Below are 22,555 nucleotides of genomic sequence, written 5' to 3'. Positions count from 1 at the left end.
ACACGAGGACGCCATGGCCTACGAGATGATCCTGACCGAGACGCAAGGTGCGGTCGCCGTGATCCGGCTGAACCGGCCGCAGGCGCTGAACGCGCTCTGTGACCAGCTGATGGGCGAGCTGGGCGAGGCGCTGCGCGGCTTCGACGCCGACCCCGCCATCGCCGCCATCATCCTGACCGGTTCCGAGAAGGCCTTCGCCGCCGGCGCCGACATCAAGGAGATGAAGGACCGCACCTACCCGGCCGTCTATTTCGAGGATTTCATCACCGCCCGCTGGGAGGCGGTGACCAGGATCAAGAAGCCGGTCATCGCCGCGGTCGCCGGCTTCGCGCTCGGCGGCGGCTGCGAACTGGCGATGATGTGCGACATGATCATCGCGGCCGACAACGCGAAGTTCGGCCAGCCCGAGATCAACCTCGGCATCATCCCCGGCGCGGGCGGCACGCAGCGCCTGACGCGCGCGGTGGGCAAGGCCAAGGCGATGGACCTGGTGCTGACCGCCCGCATGATGGACGCCGCCGAGGCCGAGCGCTCGGGCCTCGTCGCCCGCGTCGTGCCGCTGGACCAGCTGATGGCCGAGGCGATGAAGGTGGGCGAGAAGATCGCGAGCCTCTCGGGCCCCGCCGTCGCCATCGCCAAGGAATCCGTGAACGTGGCCTTCGAGACGACCCTGGCCGAGGGCGTGCGCTTCGAGCGCAAGATCTTCTACTCGCTCTTCGCGACCGAGGATCAGAAGGAGGGCATGTCCGCCTTCGCCGAGAAGCGGAAGCCGGCCTTCCGCAACCGTTGAGGCCGCGCGCCCACTTCCTGTCTTGACGATGAGGGAGCGCGGGCTTAGACCCTCGCTTCCCCGGGCGGCCTCTTCCGTCCTACAGTCATTCACCCCAGCAGCGATCGCACCACACCGCCCATGGCCAACAATGCTTCCGCGCGCAAGCGCATCCGCCAGACCGAGAAGCGCACCGAGCGCAACCGCATGCACCGTTCGCGCGTGCGCACCTTCCTGCGCAAGGTCGAGCTGGCGATCGCCGGTGGCGACAAGGCGCAGGCGGCCGAGGCGTTCAAGTCCGCCCAGCCCGAAATGCAGACGGCCGTGACCAAGGGCGTCCTCCACCGCAACACGGTCGCCCGCAAGATGTCGCGCCTCTCGGCCCGCATCAAGGCGCTGAACGCCGCCTCGGCCTGATCGCGCTTATACTCCACCGATAATTGGAACGGCTCTGCCGAGGGAAGGTTATTCTTCCCATGGCGGAGCTTTTTCTTGTGGTTGGACGTCATCGCATAGCGACTTGTTTGTCACACTTGGCGTGTTTTTCTTAAACCGCGCCTGAACGGCTTCAAGCCCGGCTGAAACTTGCGGTAACGTTTAACCCTTGTCGCGACGCTCAGGCAGCGTGGCGGCCGGGCTGGTGTTGGGTTTTCGAGAGTCGAGTACCGGGCGGCCCCGCCCTCAAAAACGAGCAACCAATATGCGGCCTCCCCCGAGGAACGCGTTGAGAGACTGAGGACAGGGATGGATCAGGAAATGGGCGACACCCCCCCGCCCAATGCCGGAAAGATCGCCGCCTGCTGGGCCCGCGTCCGCACACGCCTCCGCCAGGAGGTGGGTGACGTCGAGTACCGCAACTGGCTGCGACAGATGAGCCTGGCCGGGGTCGAGGGTGAAGCCGTCCTCATCCATCTTCCCACCCGCTTCCTGCGGGACTGGGTGCGGGACCATTACGGCGATCGCCTGCGCCTGCTCTGCCAGGCTGAGATGCCCGGAATCCGCCTGGTCGAGCTGCGCGTGCAGGCGGCCTCCCGCGCCGAGAAGCCCGCGATCGAGCAGGAAGTCGCCGAGGCTTCGCCGCTGGCCGAGAGCCTGGCGCCAACCATCGCCGCCGCCCCAGCCGAGCCCGTCCGGAACGACTGGCTCGTGCCGCTCGACCCCCGCTTCACCTTCGACAGCTTCGTCGTCGGCAAGCCCAATGAATTCGCGCACGCTTGCGCCCGCCGCGTGGCCGAGAAGCCCGCCCAGGCCGGCTTCAACCCGCTCTTCCTCTATGGCGGCGTGGGCCTGGGCAAGACGCATCTGATGCACGCCATCGCGTGGTCGCTGCGCGAGCGCGATCCGAACCTCTCCGTCGCCTACATGTCGGCCGAGAAGTTCATGTACCGCTTCATCGCGGCACTCCGCAGCCACAACACCATGGAGTTCAAGACGCAGCTGCGCTCCGTCCATGTGCTGATGGTGGACGACCTGCAGTTCCTGATCGGCAAGGACAACACGCAGGAGGAGTTCTTCCACACCTTCAACGCGCTGATCGACGCCGGCAAGCAGATCATCATCTCGGCCGACAAGGCGCCGAACGACCTTTCCGGCATCGAGGACCGCCTGCGCACGCGCCTCTCGGGTGGCATCGTGGCCGATCTGCACGCGACGACCTATGAGCTGCGCCTCTCCATCCTGCAGTCCAAGGCGAGCCTTGCCGGCGTGGAAGTCCCGCCCCGCGTGCAGGAGCTGCTGGCCCGCAAGATCGCCTCCAACGTGCGGGACCTCGAGGGCGCGCTGAACCGCGTCGTCGCCCACGCCAAGCTCTTCGGGCGGCCGGTGACGCTGGAATCCGTGCCCGAGGTGCTCTCCGACATCCTGCGCGCGCATGACAAGCGCCTCTCGATCGACGACATCCAGCGCAAGGTGGCCGAGCACTACAACATCCGCCTGACCGAGATGGCCTCGGCCCGCCGCTCCCGTGCCGTCGCGCGGCCGCGCCAGGTGGCGATGTACCTGGCCAAGCAGCTCACCTCCCGCTCGCTGCCCGAGATCGGCCGGCGCTTCGGCAACCGCGATCACACCACCGTGCTGCACGCGGTGAACAAGATCACGGAGCTGATGGCGGAGGACCCGGCCTTCGCCGAGGACGTGACCTTGCTCAGGAAGATGCTGGAGATGTGAGGGGCTGTGCCTCTACGGCACAGGCAGGACGCGATACCGCGGTGCGCTCTACTGTCCCGAAGTCGGCTTCGGAACGAGACGCTCGACCAGCCGACGCAGCTCTGCCGGTGTGGTCTGTCCGGCGATGACCTCATGATAGCCAATTCCGGCGCGGCGTAGCGCCTCCTTCTTCACGGCGTCTCGCGCGGCTGCCGATCCCTGGTGGTGTCCCGATCCCTGATATTCGATGGCATGGCGAGGCACGTAGTCGCCGTCCACGAGCAGAAGATCCACCCGTTTGGAGTTGACGGCGGCATAGGCTGCCGGGTCCGGGCTGGTCAGGATTTCACCAAGGGAGACCTGCGCCATCACTCTCCAGCGCGGATCGCAGTCACCAACGAACCGCTCAAGTTCCTTCAGCACCCGTGCTTCGCTTCCGTTCAGCAGCGACTGCGCGGTGTATTCCGCGGTCATGACAACGCGTAACTGGTCAGCGGCGTCCAGCCTGTTCGGCGGAAAACGTTCCGCCTTGGCTGACCATTCGCCGTTGCCCCAGCGTCTCGAACCCAGGCCGTAGCTCCCGCGTGAGGGGCCTCGCTTGCGCCATGTCATGCCCCGCCAGCTGAACCGGATCCGTCCTATCCTGATCCCAGCCCAAATGCCCAGGACGATCAGGGCGATGACCACAACGGCAAGCATTTCTGGCGGAGCGGCCGATTGGCGAGACATTGCGGGAGCCTATCCCGATGTATCGGTCCGGTCATCGGTCTCGTAAGGTCGGGGTGGTGGCCCCCTGCCCATACAGTCCGGGATCCTGTTTTGGGGGTTGATTTCCCTCGGAAAGCCCGTTGCCGAAGCGGCATTTCGCAGCGGGGAGGTACGGGAGGGCAGCGCCCCCGTACAAGCCAGCTTTGCCCCACCGCGCCGCAATGCTACAGCAAACGTGCCGCGAGGCAGCGAATCCGCAGGATACAAGGGACCGGCAGATGAAGTTCAGCGTTGAGCGCGCCATCCTGCTCAAGGCCCTCGGCCACACGCAATCCGTGGTCGAGCGCCGCAACACCATCCCCATCCTGGCCAATATCCTGCTCGACGCGAAAGACGGCGCGCTGCGCCTGACCGCGACCGACATGGAAATCGCCATCGTCGAGGAAGTGCCCGGCGTGCAGGTGGCCCGACCTGGCCGCACCACCGCCCCGGCCGCGACGCTCTATGAAATCGTCCGCAAGCTGCCGGATGGCGCCACCGTCGAACTCGACCACAAGGGCGGCGATGCGCCGCTGACGCTGCGCGCCGGCCGCTTCAGCACCAGCCTGCCCGTCCTGCCCGTCGAGGACTTCCCCTCGATGACCGAGGGCGCGCTGCCGCATCAGTTCAAGCTCGAGGCCGGCAAGCTGCGCGGCATGATCGCCCGCACCCGCTTCGCCATCAGCACCGAGGAAACCCGCTACTACCTGAACGGCATCTACCTGCACGTGGCCGAGGATGCCTCCGGCCGCAAGCTGCGCGCCGCCGCGACCGACGGCCACCGCCTGGCCCGGGTCGAGACCGACCTGCCGGATGGGGCGTCGGCCATGCCGGGCGTCATCATTCCGCGCAAGACGGTGAACGAGCTGAACAAGCTGGCCGAGGAGACGCGCGACGAGATCGAGTTCCGCCTCTCCGACACCAAGATCAGCTTCCGCGTCGGCACCGTGACGCTGACCAGCAAGCTGATCGACGGCACCTTCCCGGATTATGAGCGCGTGATCCCGCGCAACAATGACAAGGTGATGGAAGTCCGTACGCAGAATTTCGCGCAGGCGGTGGGCCGCGTGGCCGCCATCTCCTCCGAGCGTTCGCGCCCGGTGAAGCTCAGCATCTCCAGCGACAACCTGCTGCTCACGGCGTCCAGCGCCGAGCAGGGCGAGGCGCGCGAGGAACTGGACGAAGGGCTGGTCACCTATGCGGCCTCGCCCATCGAGATCGGCTTCCAGGCCCGCTACCTGAACGACATCACCGAGCAGGTGGGCGAGACGCTGCGCTTCAAATTCTCCGATGGCAGCGCGCCCACCGTGGTGCAGGACGCCGCGGATGACGACGCGCTCTACGTCCTCATGCCGATGCGGGTCTGACCCATTCCAGCCTGAGTTCGGTGACCGCCTTGCCCCATTGGGTGGCGGTCAGCCGCTCGGCTTCGGCGAAGCCCGCCTCGGCATAGAGCCGGGCGGCCGCCGGCAAGCCATCCAGCGTCCAGAGATAGACGCGCGTGAGGCCCCGCGCCCGCGCGTGATCCAACGCCTCGCCCAGCAGCCGCCGGCCAAGCCCGCTGCCGCGCAGCGCCGCATCCAGGATGAACCAGCGGAGATGGCCGAGGCCCTCGCCCTCATCCTCCAGCGCGATGGACCCCAGGGCGTGCCCATCCCGCTCCACCGCGCGAAAGAAATCGCCGGATGAAGCCGGCTTGGTAAGGAACGCGCCCAGCTCCCGCGCCACCTTTGCCTCGAACACCGCCCCGAAGCCGTGGCTCGCCGCGTAATGCCGCGCATGCAGGGCGGCGATGTCGCCCACCACGCCGGGAAACCAGCCCGTGTGGATCTTCATCCGGCCAGCTCGGTGCGGAAGAGGTCGAGCAGCTTCAGCGATCCATCCGCCTGCACCAGGTGCCAGAAGGTCCAGCCATTGCAGGAGGGCGCTTCCTGCACCGCCGCACCGACCCCGTGGATGGAGCCGCGCGCCGTGCCGCAGGCGATGGTGCCATCGGCGAAGACTTGGGCGGCCCAGCGGCGGTGCCGGTCGGTCAGCGTGGCGCCGGGCTGCACCAGCCCGCGCTCCACCAGGCTGCCGAAGGCGATGCGCGGCTGTTCCTTGCGGGTGGGTGTCGGCGCGGTCTCGACATCGCCCAGCGGCTGGATGGCGGCGATGCGGCGTTCGGCCGCGGCGGCATAGGCGGGCTCGCGCTCGATGCCGATGAAGCGCCGGCCGAGGCGCTTCGCCACCGCGCCCGTGGTGCCAGACCCGCTGAAGGGGTCAAGGATGACATCGCCCTTCTGCGTGCAGGAGAGGATGACGCGGTGCAGCAGCGCCTCGGGCTTCTGCGTCGGGTGCAGCTTGTTCCCGGCCTCGTCCCGCAGGCGTTCATTGCCGGTGCAGAGCGGGATGTACCAGTCGCTGCGCATCTGCAAATCGTCGTTCAGCGCCTTCATCGCGGCGTAGTTGAAGCGGTATTTCGCGTCCTCGCTGCGCGCGGCCCAGATCAGCGTCTCATGCGCATTGGTGAAGCGCCGGCCGCGGAAATTCGGCATCGGGTTGGCCTTGCGCCAGATGACGTCGTTCAGGATCCAGAAGCCGAGGTCCTGCAGCGCGGTGCCGAGGCGGAAGATGTTGTGATAGCTGCCGATGAGCCAGAGCGTGCCGTCCTTGCGCAGCACGCGGCGGCATTCGGTCAGCCATTCGCGCGTGAAGGCGTCATAGGCGGCGAAATCGGAGAACTGGTCCCAGGCGTCATCCACCGCATCCACCAGGCTGTGGTCCGGCCGGTGCAGCGTGCCGCGGAGCTGGAGATTGTAGGGCGGGTCGGCGAAGACGGCATGCACCGAGGCGGGCGGCAGGGCGCGCAAGGTCTCGATGCAGTCGCCCAGCAGGATCCTGTCGAGCGGTATCTCGAGGCCAGCGCCCAAGTCGAAGCATTCCCTTGCGAATCGAAGGCCTGAACATGCGTGACGCGGAGTCGCGCCGTCAACAGCGGTGCCGCGCGAAGGCCTCCTCCACGGGCGCGAAGCCGCGGCGGTGATGCGGGGAAGGGCCGTGCTCCAGCAACGCGGCGCGATGCTGCGCCGTGGGGTAGCCCTGGTGCCGCGCAAAGCCATAGGCCGGCCAGCGCGCATCGAGCCGCGCCATCCCGCCATCCCGTGCGGTCTTCGCCAGGATGGAGGCGGCGGCGATGGAGAGGCTCTTGCCATCGCCGCCCACCACGCAGCGCACCGGGCAGGGCAGGGCGGGCGGGCGGTTGCCATCCACCAGCGCGAGGTCTGGCGTGACGGGCAGGCGCAGCAACGCGCGGCGCATCGCCAGCAGCGAGGCGGCGAGGATGTTGATCCGCCCGATCTCCGCCGCCGAGGCGCCGCCCAGGGCAAAGGCCAGGATGCCCTCGCGCGCCGCGGCGCGCAGCGCGAGCGCGGCCTCGCGGCGCGCCGCCTCCTTCAGCCGCTTGCTGTCATCCAGCAGCGCGGCCAGCGGCGCGGGGCAGGGCCCCAGGAAGACGACGGCGGCCGCGATGACCGGGCCGGCGAGCGGCCCGCGCCCCGCCTCATCCAGCCCGGCGACCAGGCCGCCCGCGGCTTGCTCGAGGCTGAAGTCAGGCACGGCGCCGCGGGCTTCCGATCACGAATTGTGACGGCGCCGAAACCCTCTTGCAGAGGAATATGAATATTTCTACATGACTTTTCGGTAACCAATAATCCATCTTGGAGACATCCATGCTTCCGACCTCCCGCCGCGGCCTGTTGGCCGCCAGCGCCACCGGCTTGCTTGCCGGCAAATCCGCCCTGGCTCAACCGGCGATCCCGGCCAATTGGCCCGACCGGCCCATCCGCATCATCGTCCCCTATGCGGCGGGTGGCATCACGGATGTCATCAGCCGTGGCATGGCGGTCGGCCTGCAGGGCGCGCTTGGTCAGCCGGTGGTGGTCGAGAACCGGCCGGGCGCCAACGGCACGGTGGGCACCCTCGTCGCCGCCCGCGCGCCGGCGGATGGCACCACCATCACCATGGGGATCACCGACACCTTCGCCATCAACCGCTCCACCTTCCGTTCGCTCCCCTACAGCGACGAGAACGATTTCGTGCCGATCTCCATGGTCACGCGGGTGCCCTTCGCGCTCATGGTCGGCGCCCATCGCCGCGAGATCACGGATTACGCGAGCTTCATCCGTGAGGCGCGGCGCGAGGCCGGGCGGCTCAGCCATGCCTCCTGGGGCGTGGGCTCCTCCTCGCATCTCGCCTTTGAATTCGTGGCCCGCTCCGAGCGCTTCGAGAAGCTGCATGTGCCCTTCGCCGCCCAGGCGCCGGGCATGCAGGCCGTCGCCTCCGGCCAGGTGGATTCCATGATGCTGCCGGTCGGCGGCGCGAACAGCCTGGCGGTGGACAACCGCGCCCGCATCCTGGCCCTGGCCCATCCCACGCGCATCGAGCTCACGCCCAATGTGCCGACGCTGACCGAGCTGGGCGTGCCGCTCGCGACGGGCCTCTGGCTTGCCCTCTATGCGCCGCGCGCCACACCTGCGCCGATCGTCGCGCGCCTCAATGCCGCGGTGCGCGAGGGCATGCGCAACGAACAGACGCTGGCGGTGTTCCGCCAGCAGGCGGGCGCGCCCGAGCCTTCGACGCCGGAGGAACTGGCTGCCTTCGCCGCGCGCGAGCGGGTGCAATGGGCGCAACTGGTGAACGAGAAGAACATCCGCGTCGAGTGATCTTCACGATACATCCATAGGTTGCTGGAGTGTTAACGGCCCGGGGCCGCATGGTCCCGGGCATGATCAGCAACCGCCTCATCGCCGCGGCCGGATCGAATTCCGGCCGTCGGTTCACGAAGCCTTCATCCTTGCGGTGGCAGGTGGTGCGCATGATCACCACCAATTCCCTCGCGGCCTTCGCCAAGGAGGTCGCCCCCCAGAACCGCCTGCCGGAGCGCCCGGTCGGGGAGGCCGCCGCCATCCGCCGCCAGATGCCGGGTGAGGGCGCTGGCCTCGCCGCCGAACCGGTGGCCCAACGCCGGCTGGAGGCGGTGCCTCCCGCGCCGAGCAAGCCCCTGCCGCGTGGCTCGCTGCTCGACCTTCGGGTCTGACGCGGGCGCTCCAGGCATGGCGCTCGCCGCGCCATGCTCATTTTTTGTCCATCCGAATTGGTTCTGCCGCATTTATGCGCGCTTGATGTGGTTGGAGCCTCAAAATGACGCCTTCTTGATGCGGCGAATTTGTGCGCTGCGGTATGTTGGAACGCGACGCCCTTCCAACTTCCCGGAGGTTCCATGCCCATCCGCAAAATCTTTCTCGCTTGCGCCGCGCTGGCGGGTTTCACCGCGATGCAGCCGGCCCAGGCCCAGATCCCGATCGGTGAAAGCGGCATCACCGTCACCACCACCGGCACCTTCGCCAGCGACTATCTCTTCCGCGGCATCAGCCAGACGCGCTCGCGCATGGCCTATCAGGCCACCTCCGAGGCGGTGCACACCAGCGGCGTCTATGTCGGCGGCTTCATCTCCAATGTCAGCTTCGAGGGCCTGGATGCGCGGCAGGAGGTGGACGTCTATGGCGGCTACCGCGTCACGCTCGGTGGCGTGAACCTGGATTTCGGCGGCATCGGCTACCTCTATCCGGGCTACAACCGCCCGCCCGGCGGCCTCTCGCCCGTGCTGGACTACGCGGAAATCTACGTGAAGGCGACCTATGAGATCGGCCCGGTGAACCTGCTGGGCGCCTTCAACTATTCGCCCAATTTCTTCGGACGCTCGGGTGACGGCTTCTATGTCGAAGGCGGCGCCGACTGGAAGACGGGCGTCTGGGACCTGACCCTGGGCGGCCGCCTCGGCTACCAGTGGATCCAGCGCAACCAGGTTTTCGGCACGCCGGATTACGCGTGGTGGTCCATCGCCCTGACCCGCGAATTCGCCATCGAGAACATCGGCACCATCGTGGCGAGCGTCGGCTACTACGACACCTCGATCAGCAAGCAGGACTGCATCTACGGCACGGCGCAGAATATCTGCAGCGCCCGCGCCCTGGGCTCGATCGCCTTCCGGTTCTGAGCCCGCATGGCGCCCGGCGGCTTCTCTCGGCCGCCGGGTGTTGACCCGGCGCTGGGGCGGGCGGACGCTCTGCCTTCCCCATCGGAAGGCTGGTTCATGAAGCCCGCAGCGCCCCTTCTCCTTCTCCTGGCCCTTGCCGCCCCTGCCATGGCTCAGGAGCGCCCCACCCTCACCCCCGCGCGCGACGTCGCCGTCACCTATCGCGTCACCGCCGAGGGCGCGCCGCCCGGCGAGATGCGCATGTCCTGGCTTGCCCAGCGGCGTCTCATGCGCATGGACATGCCGGGGGACCAGGGCTTCATCGTCCTCGACATGGGGGGCGGCACCGCCTTCATGGCCATGGCCGCGCAACGCATGATCCTCGACATGCCGGCCACACCCATCGCCGCGCGCATGGCGCCCAGCGCCGAGGCGCGCTTCACGCGCGAGGGCCCGGCGCGAATCGCCAATACGGATTGCGTGAACTGGCGCGTGGAGGAGCAAGGCCAGGCGGCGCGCATCTGTCTGACCACCGATGGTGTGATGCTGCGCAGCGAGACGCTCTCCCGCAACGCCACGGGCCCTGTACCCGGCCTGTTGGAAGCCATCCAGGTGAGCTTCGGCCCGCAGGACGCAGCACGCTTCCAGCGCCCTTCGGGCTACCAGAACCTGCAACTCCCGCCGCCCGCGCAGATCGGCGCCGGGGGCATGCCGCGCGGCACGGCCATCCCGCCGCCCGGCCTCAACATGCCAGGACGCTGAGCCATGACCCTCTCCCGCCGGGCCCTCGCTGCCCTTCTCGCCGCGCCGGCCATCGCGCGTGCCCAGGCGCCCGCCTGGCCGAACCGCCCTGTCCGCCTCATCGCGCCCTTCCCGCCGGGCGGCGGCGTGGACCTGACCGCGCGCCTCCTGGCCGAGCCGCTGGGCCGCGCCGTGGGCCAGACCATCGTGGTGGAGAACCGCGGCGGCGCGGGCGGCGTGATCGGCGTCGAGGCCATGTCGCGCGCCGCACCCGATGGCTACACGCTCTCGCTCACCGGCGCGGGCACCATCACCGCCGGCCCGCATCTGCGGCGTCTGCCCTATGACGCGCTGGGCCTCGGCCACATCACGCGCCTCGTGCGCATGCCCTTCATCCTGGCCGTCCGCACCGACCTGCCGGCGGCGAATCTCACGGAGTTCCTGGCCCTCGCGCGTCGTGGCGGCCTGCGCTACGCGAGCGGTGGTCCGGGCACCAGCCAGCACCTGGCGGGCGAGCTGTTCAACCAGCTGGCCGGCGTCTCGATCGAGCATGTGCCCTATCGCGGCACCGGCCCGGCGCTGAACGACCTCGCCGCCCGCGTGGTGGATGCCTATTACGGCGACCCGGCGACGCTCGGCCTGATTCAGGGCGGGCAGGCGCGCGCCATGGCCGTCACCTCGCCCGAGCGCTGGCCGCTGCTGCCCAATACGCCCGCGGCCATCGAGGCGGTGCCCGGCTATGTCGCCGAGAACTGGTATGGGCTCGCCGCGCCCGCCGGCACGCCGGATGCGCTGCTGGATGCGATCAGTGCCCAGGTGCTGCGCGTGATGGCAGAACCCGACACGAAGCGCCGCTTCGACGAGGCCGGGCTGCACCCCGCGACCATGTCGCGCGCCGACTACCTCGCCTTCCTGCGCGCCGACAGCGAGACATGGGCGCGGGTGGTGCGCACCGGGAATATCAGGATCGGGGATTGAGCGTGCCGTCAGCCCATCGCCTCGCCGTGGATATCGGCGGGACCTTCACCGACCTCGTCCTCGAGACCCCGCACCGCACGCATTCGCACAAGCTGCTGACCACGCCCGATGCGCCGGAGCGCGCGGTGCTGGAAGGCGCGCGCCATCTGCTCGCGGCCGCTGGCGTACAAGCCTCCGCGCTCTCCTTGGTGCTGCACGGCACCACGCTCGCGACCAATGCGCTGATCGAGCGCAAGGGCGCACGCACCGCGCTGCTGACGACGCAGGGTTTCCGCGACAGCGTCGAGATCGCCTATGAGCATCGCTTCGCGCAATACGACCTGACCATGGAGCGCCCCCCGCCGCTCGCCCCGCGCGCGCTGCGCTACACCGTGCCCGAGCGCATCGCGGCCGATGGCGGCGTTCTGCTGCCGCTGGACGAGGCCGCATTGCATGAGGTCGCGCAGCAGGCGCGCGCGGATGGCGTGACGGCGCTCGCCATCTGCTTCCTGCACAGCTTCACCAATGACGCGCATGAGCGCCGTGCGGCGGAGCTTCTCGCCGCCCTCCTGCCGGATGTCTCGCTTTCGCTGTCCTGCGAGGTCTGCCCCGAGGTGCGTGAATATGACCGCGCCAGCACCACCCTCGCGAACGCTTATGTGCGACCGCTGATGGATGGCTATCTGGCGCGGCTGGAAGAGGGTCTGCGCGCGCAGGGCATCGCCGCACCGGTCTTGATGATGATGTCCTCCGGCGGGCTCTGCACCGTCGCCGCCGCGCGACGCTTCCCGGTGCGGCTGGTGGAGAGCGGCCCGGCGGGCGGCGCCATCCTCGCGCGGCATGTCGCGGCGCAGAACGGGCTTTCCCGCGTGCTGGCCTTCGACATGGGCGGCACCACGGCGAAGCTCACGCTCATTGACGATGGCCGCTTCCACATGGCCCGCAGCTTCGAGGTGGCGCGCGCCTATCGCTTCGTGCAGGGGAGCGGGTTGCCGATCCGCATCCCAGTGATCGAACTGGTGGAGATCGGTGCGGGCGGCGGGTCCATCGCGCGGCGCGATGCGCTGGGCCGTATCCAGGTCGGTCCCGATTCCGCCGGCAGCGCGCCCGGGCCGGCCTGCTACGGCCTGGGCGGTGCCTCGCCCACTGTCACCGATGCCGACCTGCTGCTGGGCCGCCTGGACCCTGCGATGTTCGCGGGCGGCACCATCCCGCTCGACGAAGGTGCCGCGCGCAACGCTTTCGCGCCGCTTGGCACGGATGCGCCCGTCGGCGTCGCCGAAATCGTGGACGAGACCATGGCCAGCGCCGCCCGCGTGCACGCCGTCGAGAATGGCGAGGACACGGCCGGGCGCACCATGATCGCCTTCGGCGGTGCGGCACCCCTGCATGCCGCGCGCCTCGCGCAGAAGCTCGGCATCACGCGGGTGCTGGTGCCGCGCGGCGCGGGCGTGGGCTCGGCGCATGGCTTCCTCCAGGCGCCCATCGGCTTCGAGGTGGTCCGCACGCGCTACACGCGCCTCGATGCGCTGGACGAGGCGGCGCTGGAGGCGATGTTCGCCGAGATGCGCCGCGAGGCCGAGGAGGTGGTGCTGCAGGCCGCGCCGCGCGAGGGCCTGGTCGAAGCCCGCACCGCCTTCATGCGCTATCGCGGCCAGGGGCATGAGATCGCGGTGCCGATCACCGCCGGCATCGGCGCCGCCGCGCTGCAGGAGGCCTTCACCGCCGCCTATCGCGGCATCTTCGGCCGCGCCATTCCGGGCCTGCAGCCCGAGGTGATGACCTGGGCGCTGGCCCTCTCCAACCCCGTGGCTCCGCCGCAACGGCTGAGCGAGGTGGCGTCGCACGCGGCACCCTCCGCCGCGCAGCAGCGCCCGCTGGTGGACCCCGCCACGGGCCTCACCGGCAGTGCCGCCATCCAGCCCCGCGATGCGCTGAAGCCCGGCGCGCGCGTGCCGGGCCCCGCCCTCATCATCGAGGACGAGACCACCACCGTGGTCCCCGCCGGCTGGTCCGCCGCCATCAACGCTGCCGAGCAGATCGTGCTGGAGTTCGCGCCATGAACGACATCCGCCTCCAGGTGATGTGGAACCGCCTGCTCTCCGTGGTCGAGGAGCAGGCGCGCACCCTGGTCCGCACCGCCTTCTCCACCAGCGCGCGCGAGGCGGGCGACATCTCGGCCGGCGTCTTCGATGTCGAGGGCCGGATGCTGGCCCAGGCCGTCACCGGCACGCCGGGCCATGTGAACTCCATGGCGCGCAGCGTGAAGCATTTTTTGGCCGCCATTCCCGCCGAGACCATGAAGGAAGGCGACCACTACATCACCAATGATCCCTGGCAGGGCACCGGCCATCTCTACGACGTCGTCGTCACCTCGCCCGCCTTCCACAAGGGCAAGCTGGTCGGGTTGTTTTCCTGCACCGTGCATGTGGTGGATATCGGCGGCATCGGCCTCTCGCCCGATGGACGCCAGGTGTTTCACGAAGGGCTGCGCATCCCGATCATGCCACTGGCGCGCCAGGGCGTTGTGGACCCCTGGCTGGTCAACCTCATCCGCGTGAATGTGCGCGAGCCGGTGCAGGTGGAGGGCGATCTCTACGCGCTCATGGCCTGCAACGAGACGGGCGAGCGCCGCCTCTCCGCCATGCTGGCCGAGAACGGGCTGGATGACCTCGAAGTGCTCGGCGCCCACATCATCGCGCGCTCCGAGGCCGCGATGCTGGCGGAGATCGCGAAGCTGCCGAAAGGCAGCTGGAAGAGCCATATGCGCATTGACGGCATGGAGGCGCCGATCGACCTCCACGCGACACTCACCATCGCGGAGGACCATATCGCGGTGGACTACACGGGCACCTCGGCGCAGAGCGGTTTCGGCATCAACTGCCCGCTCTGCTACACCGATGCCTACACCGCCTTCGGCATCCGCTGCATCATCGGCCCCGAGATTCCGAACAATGCCGGCACGCTCGACCTGATCCGCGTGACGGCGCCGGAGGGCAGCATCCTCAACGCGCTCTCGCCCGCGGCCGTGAACGCCCGCAGCACCATGGGCCATATGCTGCCTGACGTGGTCTTCGGCGCGCTCGACCAGGCGCTGCCCGGCCGCGTCCCGGCCGAGGGCACGTCCAACCTCTGGAACCTCAAGCTCGGCGCGGGGCAAGGGCTGACGGGCGGCACGCAGCGCCCCTTCATGGTGACGATGTTCCACTCGGGCGGCGCCGGTGCCCGCCCCGCGCAGGATGGGCTCTCCGCCACGCCCTATCCCTCCGGCGTGAAGAACGTGCCGGTGGAGGTGACGGAGACGGTCGCCCCCATCGTCGTCTGGCGGAAGGATCTGCGCGACGGTTCGGGCGGTGCGGGCCGATATCGCGGCGGCGATGGGCAGATCATGGAAGTGGCGCATCGCCACGGCGAGGCCTTCGGCATCTTCGCGACCTTCGAGCGCGTGCATCACCCCGCGCGCGGCCGCCATGGCGGCGAGGATGGCGCGCGGGGCGTGGTGCGCCTCGCCTCCGGCGCCACGCTGAAGGCGAAGGGCTTCCAGGTGATCCCGGCGGGTGACCGGCTGATCGTCGAAATGCCGGGCGGCGGCGGCATGCACCCGCCCGAGAAGGAGTGAAGATCCGATGACCTTCACCGCCGTCCTGCGCTGCCCGCGCACGAAGATGCTGGGCGTGGCCATGGCCACCAGCTCCATCGCCGTCGGCAATCGCTGCCCCGTGGTGGTGCCGCGCATGGGGGCGGCCGGCGTGCAGGCCATCGCCGATCCGCGCCTGACGCTGACCTGCGCGCGCCTGATCGGCCTCGGGCTGCACGCGCCCAAGGTGGTGGAGGAACTGGCGACGGGCGACCCCGAGCGTGACCTGCGACAGATCGGCGTGGTGGATGCCTATGGCCATGCGGCCGGCTTCACCGGCGCGGGCAATGGCGTGCATGCGGCGCATATCCTGGGTGCCGGCTTCGTCGCCATGGGCAATGCGCTGGCCAATGACGGCGTGGTGCCCGCCATCGCCGCCTCGCTCACCGCGAGCGTGGAGGAGCCGATCGAGCTGCGCCTCATGCTGGCGCTGGAAGCCGGGCGCGATGCGGGGGGCGAGCACAAGCCGCTCAACTCCTCCGCCATGCTGATCTATGCGGACGAGCCCTTCAGCTATCTCGACCTGCGCGTCGACCTCCACGACACACCGGTGCACGAACTGCGCAGCATCCTCGATCGCTTCCGACCCTTGCTGCCCTATTTCCAGGAGCGGCCCTACAATCCGCGCCTGGCGACGCACAGCAAATGGCTGGCCGACAACGGCCACCCGCCCGCGCATCGTTGACGAAGAGGAGCCCCGCATGAAGCGCCGCGATGCCCTGATCCTGGCTGGAGCGCTCGCCGCCCCGGCCATTCACGCGCAGGAGGCCTTTCCCGGCAACCGCACGCTGACGCTGACCGTGGGCTTCGCCCCTGGCGGCGTGGGCGACATGGTGATGCGCCAGCTCTCGGAATCCGCGCGCGCCAAGCGCGGCGTGCAGACCGTGGTGGATTTCCGCCCCGGCGCCGGCAGCGCCCTCTCGCTCGAGCGCATTTCGCGCGCCACGCCCGATGGCACGCAGGTGGCGCTGGGCTCCGTCAGCGCGCTCTGGATCATCCCGCACCAGCAGCAGCTGGGCTATGACCCGCGGCAGCTCACCGGCCTCGGCCAGATCAGCGGGCACCCGCTCGCCGTCTATGTGAAGACGGACAGCCCGCTGCGCAGCTGGGCGGACCTGCTCGCCTATGCCCGCGCCAATCCGGGCAAGCTCTCCTGGGGCACGACGGGCTCGCGCGGCTTCGCCGAGGTGCTGGTGGAGGCCGCCTTTCGGCATGAGAACGTGCAGACCAGCACCGTGCCCTTCCGCGGCGGTGCCGAGGCCATCGCCGCCATGATCGGCGGGCACATCGACGCGGTGGCCTCGGCCGATTTCGGCCCGATGCTGGCCCAGGGCGCCGTGCGGCTGCTGGCCGAGACCGGCCCCAACAAGGTGCCCGGCCACCCCGAGGTGCCGACATTCCGCGAACTCGGCTACCCGCTCTCCGACGCGGTGGCCTATGGCGTGGTGGGCCCGCCCGGCATTCCGCGCCAGGCCGTGCTCTGGTGGCAGGAGGTGATCCGCGAGACGACGCAGGACCCCGCCTTCATCGAGGCGCTGCGCCGCATCTACGCCGTGCCCGGCTATCTCGGCGCCGATGCCTATACGCAGTCCATCCGCGACGGCTATGCGCGCTTCGGCGCCGCGCTGCGCGGCTGAGCGCGAGGCGGGAGCGACCAGGCTTGTCGGTGTGGAGGATCGTGATCGCGGCGGCCGCCAGCCTGCCCGCCGCCGCCCAGGCCGTCGGGCCGGAGCAGGGCCATCCGCACGAGCAGCTGAGCCTCGGTGCGCTCGCGCGCATCGCGCAGAACCCGCTCGCCAAGGTCTACAGCGTGCCCTTCCAGAACAATACGAATCTCGGCACGGGGCCGCGCAAGCAGACGGAGAACATCCTCAACATCCAGCCGGTGCTGCCCTTTGGGCTGAATGACGACTGGAACCTGATCACCCGCACCGTCTTCCCCGTCACCTCCCAGCCCGGCCTCTCCCCGGGGCAGGGCAGCAGCTTCGGGCTGGGTGCCACGCAGGGTTCCTTCTTCCTCTCACCGGCGCGCCAGACGGCGGGCATCGGCTGGGGCGCGGGCATTCTGGTGCAGGCGCCGACCGTGACCGAGCCCGCCTTGGGCAGCCGCGTCTGGGGTGCCGGGCCGTCGGGCATCGCGCTCACCATGCGCGGGCCCTGGGTGGTGGGCACACTGCTCAACAATGTCTGGTCCTTCGGCGGCGGGCCGCAGGACGCCTACAACACCTTCACCTTCCAACCGCTGATCAACTACAATTTCGCGCATTCGCCGGGCACCTATCTCTCCACCCAGCCGCTCATCACGGCGGATTGGCTGGCGCCGCCGGGGCAGCGCTGGACGGTGCCGGTGGGCTTGGCGCTCGGGCAGGTCTTTCGCGTCCATGGCCAGCCGATGAACGCCAATCTCGGCGCCTATTACAACGCGATCCGGCCGGACAATGCGCCCGCCTGGCAGGTGCGCGCCCAGCTCGTCTTCCTGTTTCCGCGCTGAATCCGCAGCGGCTTGCGGCACCTCAAGGCACGGGACCATGCTGATGGTGCATGAACTGCCATGCGACGTACCGGCAGCGAGGTTCAGCGAGATGGCCGTTCCCCTCCTTCGCGCTGCGGCAGCGCTCCTGTGCGTCGCCGCGCTTCCCGCGCTGGCGCAGCCACATGCGGAAGACCCGAACAGCAATGCGGCGCTGGCCCGGGCGGTGCAGAACCCCGTGGCCAACATGTCGAGCCTGCCCTTCCAGAACAACACGAACCTGGATGCGGGCCCACGCAAGCACACGCAGAACATCCTCAACATCCAGCCCGTGGTGCCGTTTTCGCTGAACAGCGACTGGAACCTCATCACCCGCACCATCCTGCCGGTGATGTCGCAGCCGGGCATGATGCCGGGGCAGGGCACCACCTTCGGCCTGGGTGCGACGCAATTCACCGCCTTCCTCTCGCCCGCGCGGCCGATGGATGGCCTGATCTGGGGTGCCGGGCCGATCCTGCAGATCCCGACGACGACGGATCAGGCGCTGGGCAGCAACATCTGGGGTGCCGGGCCTTCCGCCGTGGCGCTCACCATGCGCGGGCCCTGGGTGATCGGCGCGCTGGTGAACAATGTCTGGTCCTTCGGCGGCAATCGCTACAACTCCTACAACACCTTCACCACGCAGCCCTTCATCAACTACAATTTCCCGCACTCGCCCGGGACCTACCTCTCCAGTTCGCCCATCATCACGGCGAACTGGATGGCGCGCAGCGGGCAGCAATGGACGGTCCCGGTGGGGCTCGCGCTGGGCCAGGTCTTCCGCGTCCACGGCCAGGCGGTGAACGCGCAGCTCGGCGCCTATTACAACGTCGTCCGGCCGGATGACGCCGCCTCCTGGCAGATCCGCTTCCAGCTCTCCTTCCTCTTTCCGCGCTGAGCCACGCATCGCCGCATGGCGAAAACTCCATGCGGCTTTCACTGGCGTCGCTTAGCCAAATTTTGCATCCTCTGTTTGGATGAGGGGGCAAATAAAGCCCCCCGGGGTAGGGGCGGCACGCGGTCGCGCCAGCCAGGACCAGGAAGGACAAACGTATGACGATTTCACGCCGCTCCGCGCTGGCCGGGATGGGCCTCATGGGCATGGCTCCCACCACCGGCGCGCTGGCCGAAGGCCTGCGCCTCTTCGAGGGCATGGAGGATTTCTGGCTGGCGAGCGAGGCCTATGTCTACGGCTATCCGCTGGTGACGATGGAGATGACGCGCCGCATCGTCACCAATGTGCCGGCGGTGCAGGGCACGCGCGGCCCGATGGGCCACATCATCAAGCTGCGCGAATACCCGAACTCGAGCTTCCGCGACGTCACGGCGCCCAACGCCGACACGCTCTACACCACCTCCTTCTTCGATGTGGGGCAGGAGCCGATGGTGCTCTCGCTGCCCGACATGAAGGGCCGCTACGCGCTGTTTCCGCTGCTGGATGGCTGGACCACGGTGTTCCAGGTGCCGGGCAAGCGCACCACGGGCACCGGCCCGCAGGTCTATGCCATCACCGGCCCGGGCTGGCGCGGCACGCTGCCCGCCGGCGTCACCGAGTACAAGTCGCGCACCAACATGGTCTGGCTGCTGGGCCGCATCTACTGCACCGGCACGCCCGAGGATTACCGCGAGGTGCATGCGCTGCAGGACCAGGTCTCGCTGGTGCCGCTCAGCGCCTATGGCCGGCCCTATACGCCGCCGCCGGGCCGCGTGGACCCGTCCATCGACATGCGCACCGCCGTGCGCGACCAGGTGAACCGCATGAGCGCGGTGGAGTACTTCACCCTGCTCGCGCAGCTCATGAAGACGAACCCGCCCAACCCGGCCGATGCGCCGCATGTCGCGCGCTTCGCGCGGATCGGCCTCGTCCCCGGCCAGGATTTCGACGCGAGCAAGCTGCGCGCCGATTTCGCGAGCCGCATCCCCTCCGTCTCCTTCGACCGCATCATGATCCAGTTCCGGATCAACCCGGCGGTGAATGACAGGAACGGCTGGGCCTTCACCACGCGCACCGGCATCTACGGCACGGACTATCTGATGCGCGCGCTGGTCACCGCCATCGGCCTCGGCGCCAACCGCCCGCAGGATGCGGTCTATCCGACCTCGCTGAAGGATGCGCATGGGCATGACTACAACGGCGCCAACCGCTACGTGATGCGCTTCCCGCCCGGCCAGCTGCCGCCCGCGGATGGCTTCTGGTCGCTCACCATGTACGACGCCGACTACTTCTTCGTGGCGAACCCGATCAACCGCTACTCGATCAGCGCGCGGCAGGATCTGAAGCGCAACCCGGATGGCTCGGTGGACCTGCTGATCCAGCATGCCTCGCCGGGGCGGGATCTGGAAGCCAACTGGCTGCCGGCGCCGGCGGGCAAGTTCATCCTGATGATGCGCCTCTACTGGCCGCGCGAGCACGACCCCTCGATCCTCGACGGGACCTGGACCATCCCGGCCGTCACCAAGGTCTGATCCGGGGCGGGCGGGGGCGCACCCCGCCCGCTCTCGCCCTATCCCCGCGCGACCTGGCTGCCGGCGACGGCCGCCAGGTTCGCGATGCCGCGCGCGGTCACGCTTGGCGTCAGCACATGGATGGGCTTGTTCATCCCCAGCAGCATGGGGCCCACCTGCAAGCCATCCGCCACCGCCTTCACCAGGTTGAACGCGATGTTGGCCGCATCAATGTTCGGAAACACCAGCAGATTCGCCGTGCCTTCCAGCGGCGAATCCGGCACGGCGCGCGCGCGGATCAGCGGCACCAGCGCGGCATCGGCATGCATCTCGCCATCCACTTCGAGATCGGGCGCCGCGGCGTGGATCAGCTTCAGCGCTGCGCGCATCTTCCGCGCCGAGGGCGCGCCCGAGGCGCCAAAGGAGGAATGGCTGAGCAGCGCCACCTTGGGCGTCAGGCCGAAGCTCTTCACCTGCTCGGCGGCCAGCAACGTCATCTCCGAGATCTGCTCGGCGCTGGGGTCCACCAGCAGATGCGTGTCCACGAAGAAGAGCGTGCCGTTCTGCGTGATGACCGCGGTGCAGGCATAGGCGCGGCTGACTTCGGCGCGGGCGCCGATGATGCCGAGCGCATGCTCCCACTCGCTCATCCAGTCGCCATGGCCACCGACGATCGCGGCATCCGCATGCCCCGCCTCCAGCAGCAGCCCGGCGGCCACGGTGGGGCGTGAGAAGACGCGGCGCTTCGCGGCCGTCGGCGTGATGCCACGCCGGCAGACCTTGGACTGGTAGAGTTCCACCAGCGGGGCGAAGAGCTCCGGCTGCTCCTCCGGATGCATCACGCGCACCGACTGGCCCAGCGCCATCCGCAAGCCGAGCGCCTTGAGCTTCGCCTCGATCACCGGCGTGCGGCCCACCAGGATGGGCTCCGCCGTGCCCTCGTCCAGCACGGTCTGCACGGCGCGCAGCGTGCGCTCGTCCTCGCCCTCGGCGAAGACGATGCGTGCGGGCTTGCGGCGCGCGGATTCCTGCACGGGGCGCATCAGGTTGCCCGAGCGGAAGACGAAGCGGCTGAGATCAGCGCGGTAGGTGTCGAAATCCTCGATCGGGCGGCGCGCCACGCCGCTATCCATCGCGGCCTTGGCGACGGCGGGCGCGATCTCCAGGATCAGCCGCGGGTCGAAGGGCTTGGGGATGATGTATTCCGGCCCGAAGACCGGCGCCGTGCCGCCATAGGCCGCGGCCACCACCTCGGAGGCTTCCACGCGGGCGAGTGCGGCGATGGCCTCGACGGCGGCCACCTTCATCGCCTCGTTGATCGTGGTCGCTCCCGCATCCAGCGCGCCGCGGAAGATGAAGGGGAAGCAGAGGACGTTGTTGACCTGGTTCGGGTAGTCCGTGCGCCCGGTCGCGACGATCGCATCCGGCCGCGCGGCGCGCACCGCCTCGGGCAGGATTTCCGGGTCGGGGTTGGCCAGCGCCAGCACCAGCGGCTTCGGCGCCAGCTTGTGCAGCCATTCGCCCTTCAGCACGCGCGGGGCGGAGAGGCCGAGGAAGACATCGGCGCCGTCCAGCACCTCCGGCAGGGTGCGGGCCGTGGTGTCCTGCGCGTAGCGCGCCTTGGTGGGATCGAGCCCCGGGCGGCCCTTGTAGACCACCCCCTCGATGTCGCAGACCGTCACGTTCTCGCGCTTCAGGCCCATGGTCAGCAGCAGGTCGAGGCAAGCCAGCGCGGCCGCACCGCCGCCGGTGTTCACCAGCTTCACATCCTCGAGCTTCTTGCCCTGCAGCAGCAGCCCGTTGCGCACGGCGGCGGCGACGATGATGGCGGTGCCGTGCTGGTCATCATGGAAGACCGGGATGTTCATCCGGGCGCGCAGCCGGGCTTCGATCTCGAAGCATTCGGGCGCCTTGATGTCTTCCAGGTTGATGGCGCCGAAGCTCGGCTCCAGCGCCGCCACCGTCTCGACGAAGTGGTCGATCTCCGTCGCCTGCACTTCGATGTCGATGGAGTCGATGCCGGCGAAGCGCTTGAAGAGGACGGCCTTGCCCTCCATCACCGGCTTGGAGGCCAACGGACCGATATTGCCGAGGCCCAGCACCGCCGTGCCATTGGTGATGACGGCCACCATGTTGCCGCGCGTGGTGTAGTCCCAGGCCTTGGCCGGATCTGCCGCGATTTCCTCGCAGGCGGCCGCGACGCCGGGGGAGTAGGCCAGCGCCAGGTCGCGCTGGGAAGCCATGCGCTTGGTCGGCTCGATGGCGAGCTTTCCGGGCCGCGGGAAGCGGTGGTAGTCGAGTGCGGCGCGGCGGAAATCATCGTCCATGTCAGAACCCCTTGAACCGGAGCGAAGATGCGGCCTGCCAAGCTTGGAAGCAACCGCGGAAGATGCGAGGGCACGGTGCGTGTGATATGGGGCACCCGACGCCAGAGGGCCCGCGCAATCCCATCCGGCCGCAAGGCGGCCGGCGCCGCCCAACCGCCTGTGATGCCGAGGATGCGCGTGGCGCGGCGAAGCCAAGCCCACGAAGTGGGCGCCCGGCGTCTGAGGGCGAGCGCAGGATCATCCGGCCGCAAAGCGGCCGGCG

At 69.0% G+C, this 22,555-nt stretch carries 21 protein-coding genes; 16 read left to right on the top strand and 5 right to left on the bottom strand.

Going from position 1 to position 22,555, the window contains the following annotated elements:
• Positions 1 to 13 precede the first annotated feature (13 nt).
• The 3 genes from KTR66_RS20420 (at position 14) to dnaA (ending at position 2,935) form a co-directional block, all read left to right on the top strand.
• A complete protein-coding gene (locus KTR66_RS20420; RefSeq protein ID WP_213615877.1) occupies positions 14 to 790 on the top strand; it encodes an enoyl-CoA hydratase in 777 nt (258 codons plus the stop codon).
• Positions 791 to 910: 120 nt separating this feature from the next.
• Positions 911 to 1,186, top strand: a complete 276-nt coding sequence (rpsT, locus tag KTR66_RS20415) for a 30S ribosomal protein S20 (protein WP_213615876.1) — start codon at positions 911 to 913, stop codon at positions 1,184 to 1,186.
• A 339-nt stretch (positions 1,187 to 1,525) separates the two neighbouring features.
• Positions 1,526 to 2,935, top strand: a complete 1,410-nt coding sequence (gene dnaA, locus KTR66_RS20410; RefSeq protein WP_249732294.1) for a chromosomal replication initiator protein DnaA — start codon at positions 1,526 to 1,528, stop codon at positions 2,933 to 2,935.
• Between the two features lie 48 nt (positions 2,936 to 2,983).
• Here the strand turns inward: dnaA and KTR66_RS20405 are convergent, their stop codons facing one another.
• On the bottom strand, positions 2,984 to 3,643 hold the full coding sequence (locus KTR66_RS20405; protein ID WP_213615872.1) for a DUF2726 domain-containing protein: 660 nt from the start codon (positions 3,641 to 3,643) through the stop codon (positions 2,984 to 2,986).
• Positions 3,644 to 3,900: 257 nt separating this feature from the next.
• Between KTR66_RS20405 and dnaN the strand changes: the two genes are divergently transcribed.
• Positions 3,901 to 5,028, top strand: a complete 1,128-nt coding sequence (gene dnaN / locus KTR66_RS20400) for a DNA polymerase III subunit beta (RefSeq protein WP_213615870.1) — start codon at positions 3,901 to 3,903, stop codon at positions 5,026 to 5,028.
• Here the strand turns inward: dnaN and KTR66_RS20395 are convergent.
• From KTR66_RS20395 to KTR66_RS20385, 3 genes are read right to left on the bottom strand one after another with little or no spacing between them, the layout of a single operon-like run.
• Positions 5,009 to 5,497 (bottom strand): GNAT family N-acetyltransferase, encoded by a 489-nt coding sequence (locus tag KTR66_RS20395; RefSeq protein WP_213615868.1) that lies wholly within the window; start codon positions 5,495 to 5,497, stop codon positions 5,009 to 5,011. The two genes, dnaN and KTR66_RS20395, sit on opposite strands and share 20 nt — an antisense overlap.
• Positions 5,494 to 6,573: a site-specific DNA-methyltransferase gene (locus tag KTR66_RS20390; RefSeq protein WP_213615984.1), complete on the bottom strand. Its 1,080-nt coding sequence runs from the start codon at positions 6,571 to 6,573 to the stop codon at positions 5,494 to 5,496. The genes KTR66_RS20395 and KTR66_RS20390 overlap by 4 nt, the downstream gene beginning before the upstream one ends.
• A gap of 58 nt (positions 6,574 to 6,631) precedes the next feature.
• Positions 6,632 to 7,258 carry a ribonuclease HII gene (locus KTR66_RS20385; protein ID WP_213615866.1) on the bottom strand — a complete coding sequence of 209 codons (627 nt, stop codon included), beginning with the start codon at positions 7,256 to 7,258 and terminating at the stop codon, positions 6,632 to 6,634.
• A 113-nt stretch (positions 7,259 to 7,371) separates the two neighbouring features.
• Here KTR66_RS20385 and KTR66_RS20380 point away from each other — a divergent pair, with 113 nt between their 5' ends.
• From KTR66_RS20380 to KTR66_RS20325, 12 genes are all read left to right on the top strand, one after another.
• Positions 7,372 to 8,364, top strand: coding sequence for a tripartite tricarboxylate transporter substrate binding protein (locus KTR66_RS20380; RefSeq protein WP_213615864.1), 993 nt, complete (start codon positions 7,372 to 7,374; stop codon positions 8,362 to 8,364).
• A gap of 152 nt (positions 8,365 to 8,516) precedes the next feature.
• Entirely contained in the window at positions 8,517 to 8,738 is a 222-nt protein-coding gene (locus tag KTR66_RS20375; protein WP_213615862.1) for a hypothetical protein, read from the top strand.
• A gap of 183 nt (positions 8,739 to 8,921) precedes the next feature.
• A complete protein-coding gene (locus tag KTR66_RS20370; protein ID WP_213615860.1) occupies positions 8,922 to 9,698 on the top strand; it encodes a TorF family putative porin in 777 nt (258 codons plus the stop codon).
• A 96-nt stretch (positions 9,699 to 9,794) separates the two neighbouring features.
• Positions 9,795 to 10,439 carry a hypothetical protein gene (locus tag KTR66_RS20365; protein WP_213615858.1) on the top strand — a complete coding sequence of 215 codons (645 nt, stop codon included), beginning with the start codon at positions 9,795 to 9,797 and terminating at the stop codon, positions 10,437 to 10,439.
• A gap of 3 nt (positions 10,440 to 10,442) precedes the next feature.
• Positions 10,443 to 11,396, top strand: a complete 954-nt coding sequence (locus KTR66_RS20360) for a tripartite tricarboxylate transporter substrate binding protein (protein ID WP_213615856.1) — start codon at positions 10,443 to 10,445, stop codon at positions 11,394 to 11,396.
• Positions 11,397 to 11,398: 2 nt separating this feature from the next.
• Entirely contained in the window at positions 11,399 to 13,438 is a 2,040-nt protein-coding gene (locus KTR66_RS20355; protein ID WP_371819184.1) for a hydantoinase/oxoprolinase family protein, read from the top strand.
• A complete protein-coding gene (locus KTR66_RS20350) occupies positions 13,435 to 14,994 on the top strand; it encodes a hydantoinase B/oxoprolinase family protein (RefSeq protein ID WP_213615852.1) in 1,560 nt (519 codons plus the stop codon). Before KTR66_RS20355 ends, KTR66_RS20350 begins: the two co-directional genes overlap by 4 nt.
• A 7-nt stretch (positions 14,995 to 15,001) precedes the next feature.
• Positions 15,002 to 15,697, top strand: a complete 696-nt coding sequence (locus tag KTR66_RS20345; RefSeq protein WP_213615850.1) for a DUF1028 domain-containing protein — start codon at positions 15,002 to 15,004, stop codon at positions 15,695 to 15,697.
• 16 nt (positions 15,698 to 15,713) lie between these two features.
• A complete protein-coding gene (locus KTR66_RS20340) occupies positions 15,714 to 16,649 on the top strand; it encodes a tripartite tricarboxylate transporter substrate binding protein (protein ID WP_213615848.1) in 936 nt (311 codons plus the stop codon).
• Positions 16,650 to 16,672: 23 nt separating this feature from the next.
• On the top strand, positions 16,673 to 17,503 hold the full coding sequence (locus tag KTR66_RS20335; RefSeq protein ID WP_213615846.1) for a hypothetical protein: 831 nt from the start codon (positions 16,673 to 16,675) through the stop codon (positions 17,501 to 17,503).
• A gap of 91 nt (positions 17,504 to 17,594) precedes the next feature.
• The gene (locus tag KTR66_RS20330; RefSeq protein ID WP_213615844.1) at positions 17,595 to 18,419 is read left to right on the top strand and encodes a transporter; all 825 of its coding nucleotides are present in this window, start codon (positions 17,595 to 17,597) and stop codon (positions 18,417 to 18,419) included.
• A 155-nt stretch (positions 18,420 to 18,574) separates the two neighbouring features.
• Positions 18,575 to 19,987: a DUF1254 domain-containing protein gene (locus tag KTR66_RS20325; protein ID WP_213615842.1), complete on the top strand. Its 1,413-nt coding sequence runs from the start codon at positions 18,575 to 18,577 to the stop codon at positions 19,985 to 19,987.
• Positions 19,988 to 20,025: 38 nt separating this feature from the next.
• Here the strand turns inward: KTR66_RS20325 and KTR66_RS20320 are convergent, their stop codons facing one another.
• Positions 20,026 to 22,293: an NADP-dependent malic enzyme gene (locus KTR66_RS20320; RefSeq protein WP_213615840.1), complete on the bottom strand. Its 2,268-nt coding sequence runs from the start codon at positions 22,291 to 22,293 to the stop codon at positions 20,026 to 20,028.
• Positions 22,294 to 22,555 lie beyond the last annotated feature (262 nt).

Origin of the sequence: Roseococcus sp. SDR (assembly GCF_019083995.1) — a bacterium.
Lineage (GTDB): Bacteria > Pseudomonadota > Alphaproteobacteria > Acetobacterales > Acetobacteraceae > Roseococcus.
This window is presented reverse-complemented; position numbering and strand designations above follow the sequence as displayed.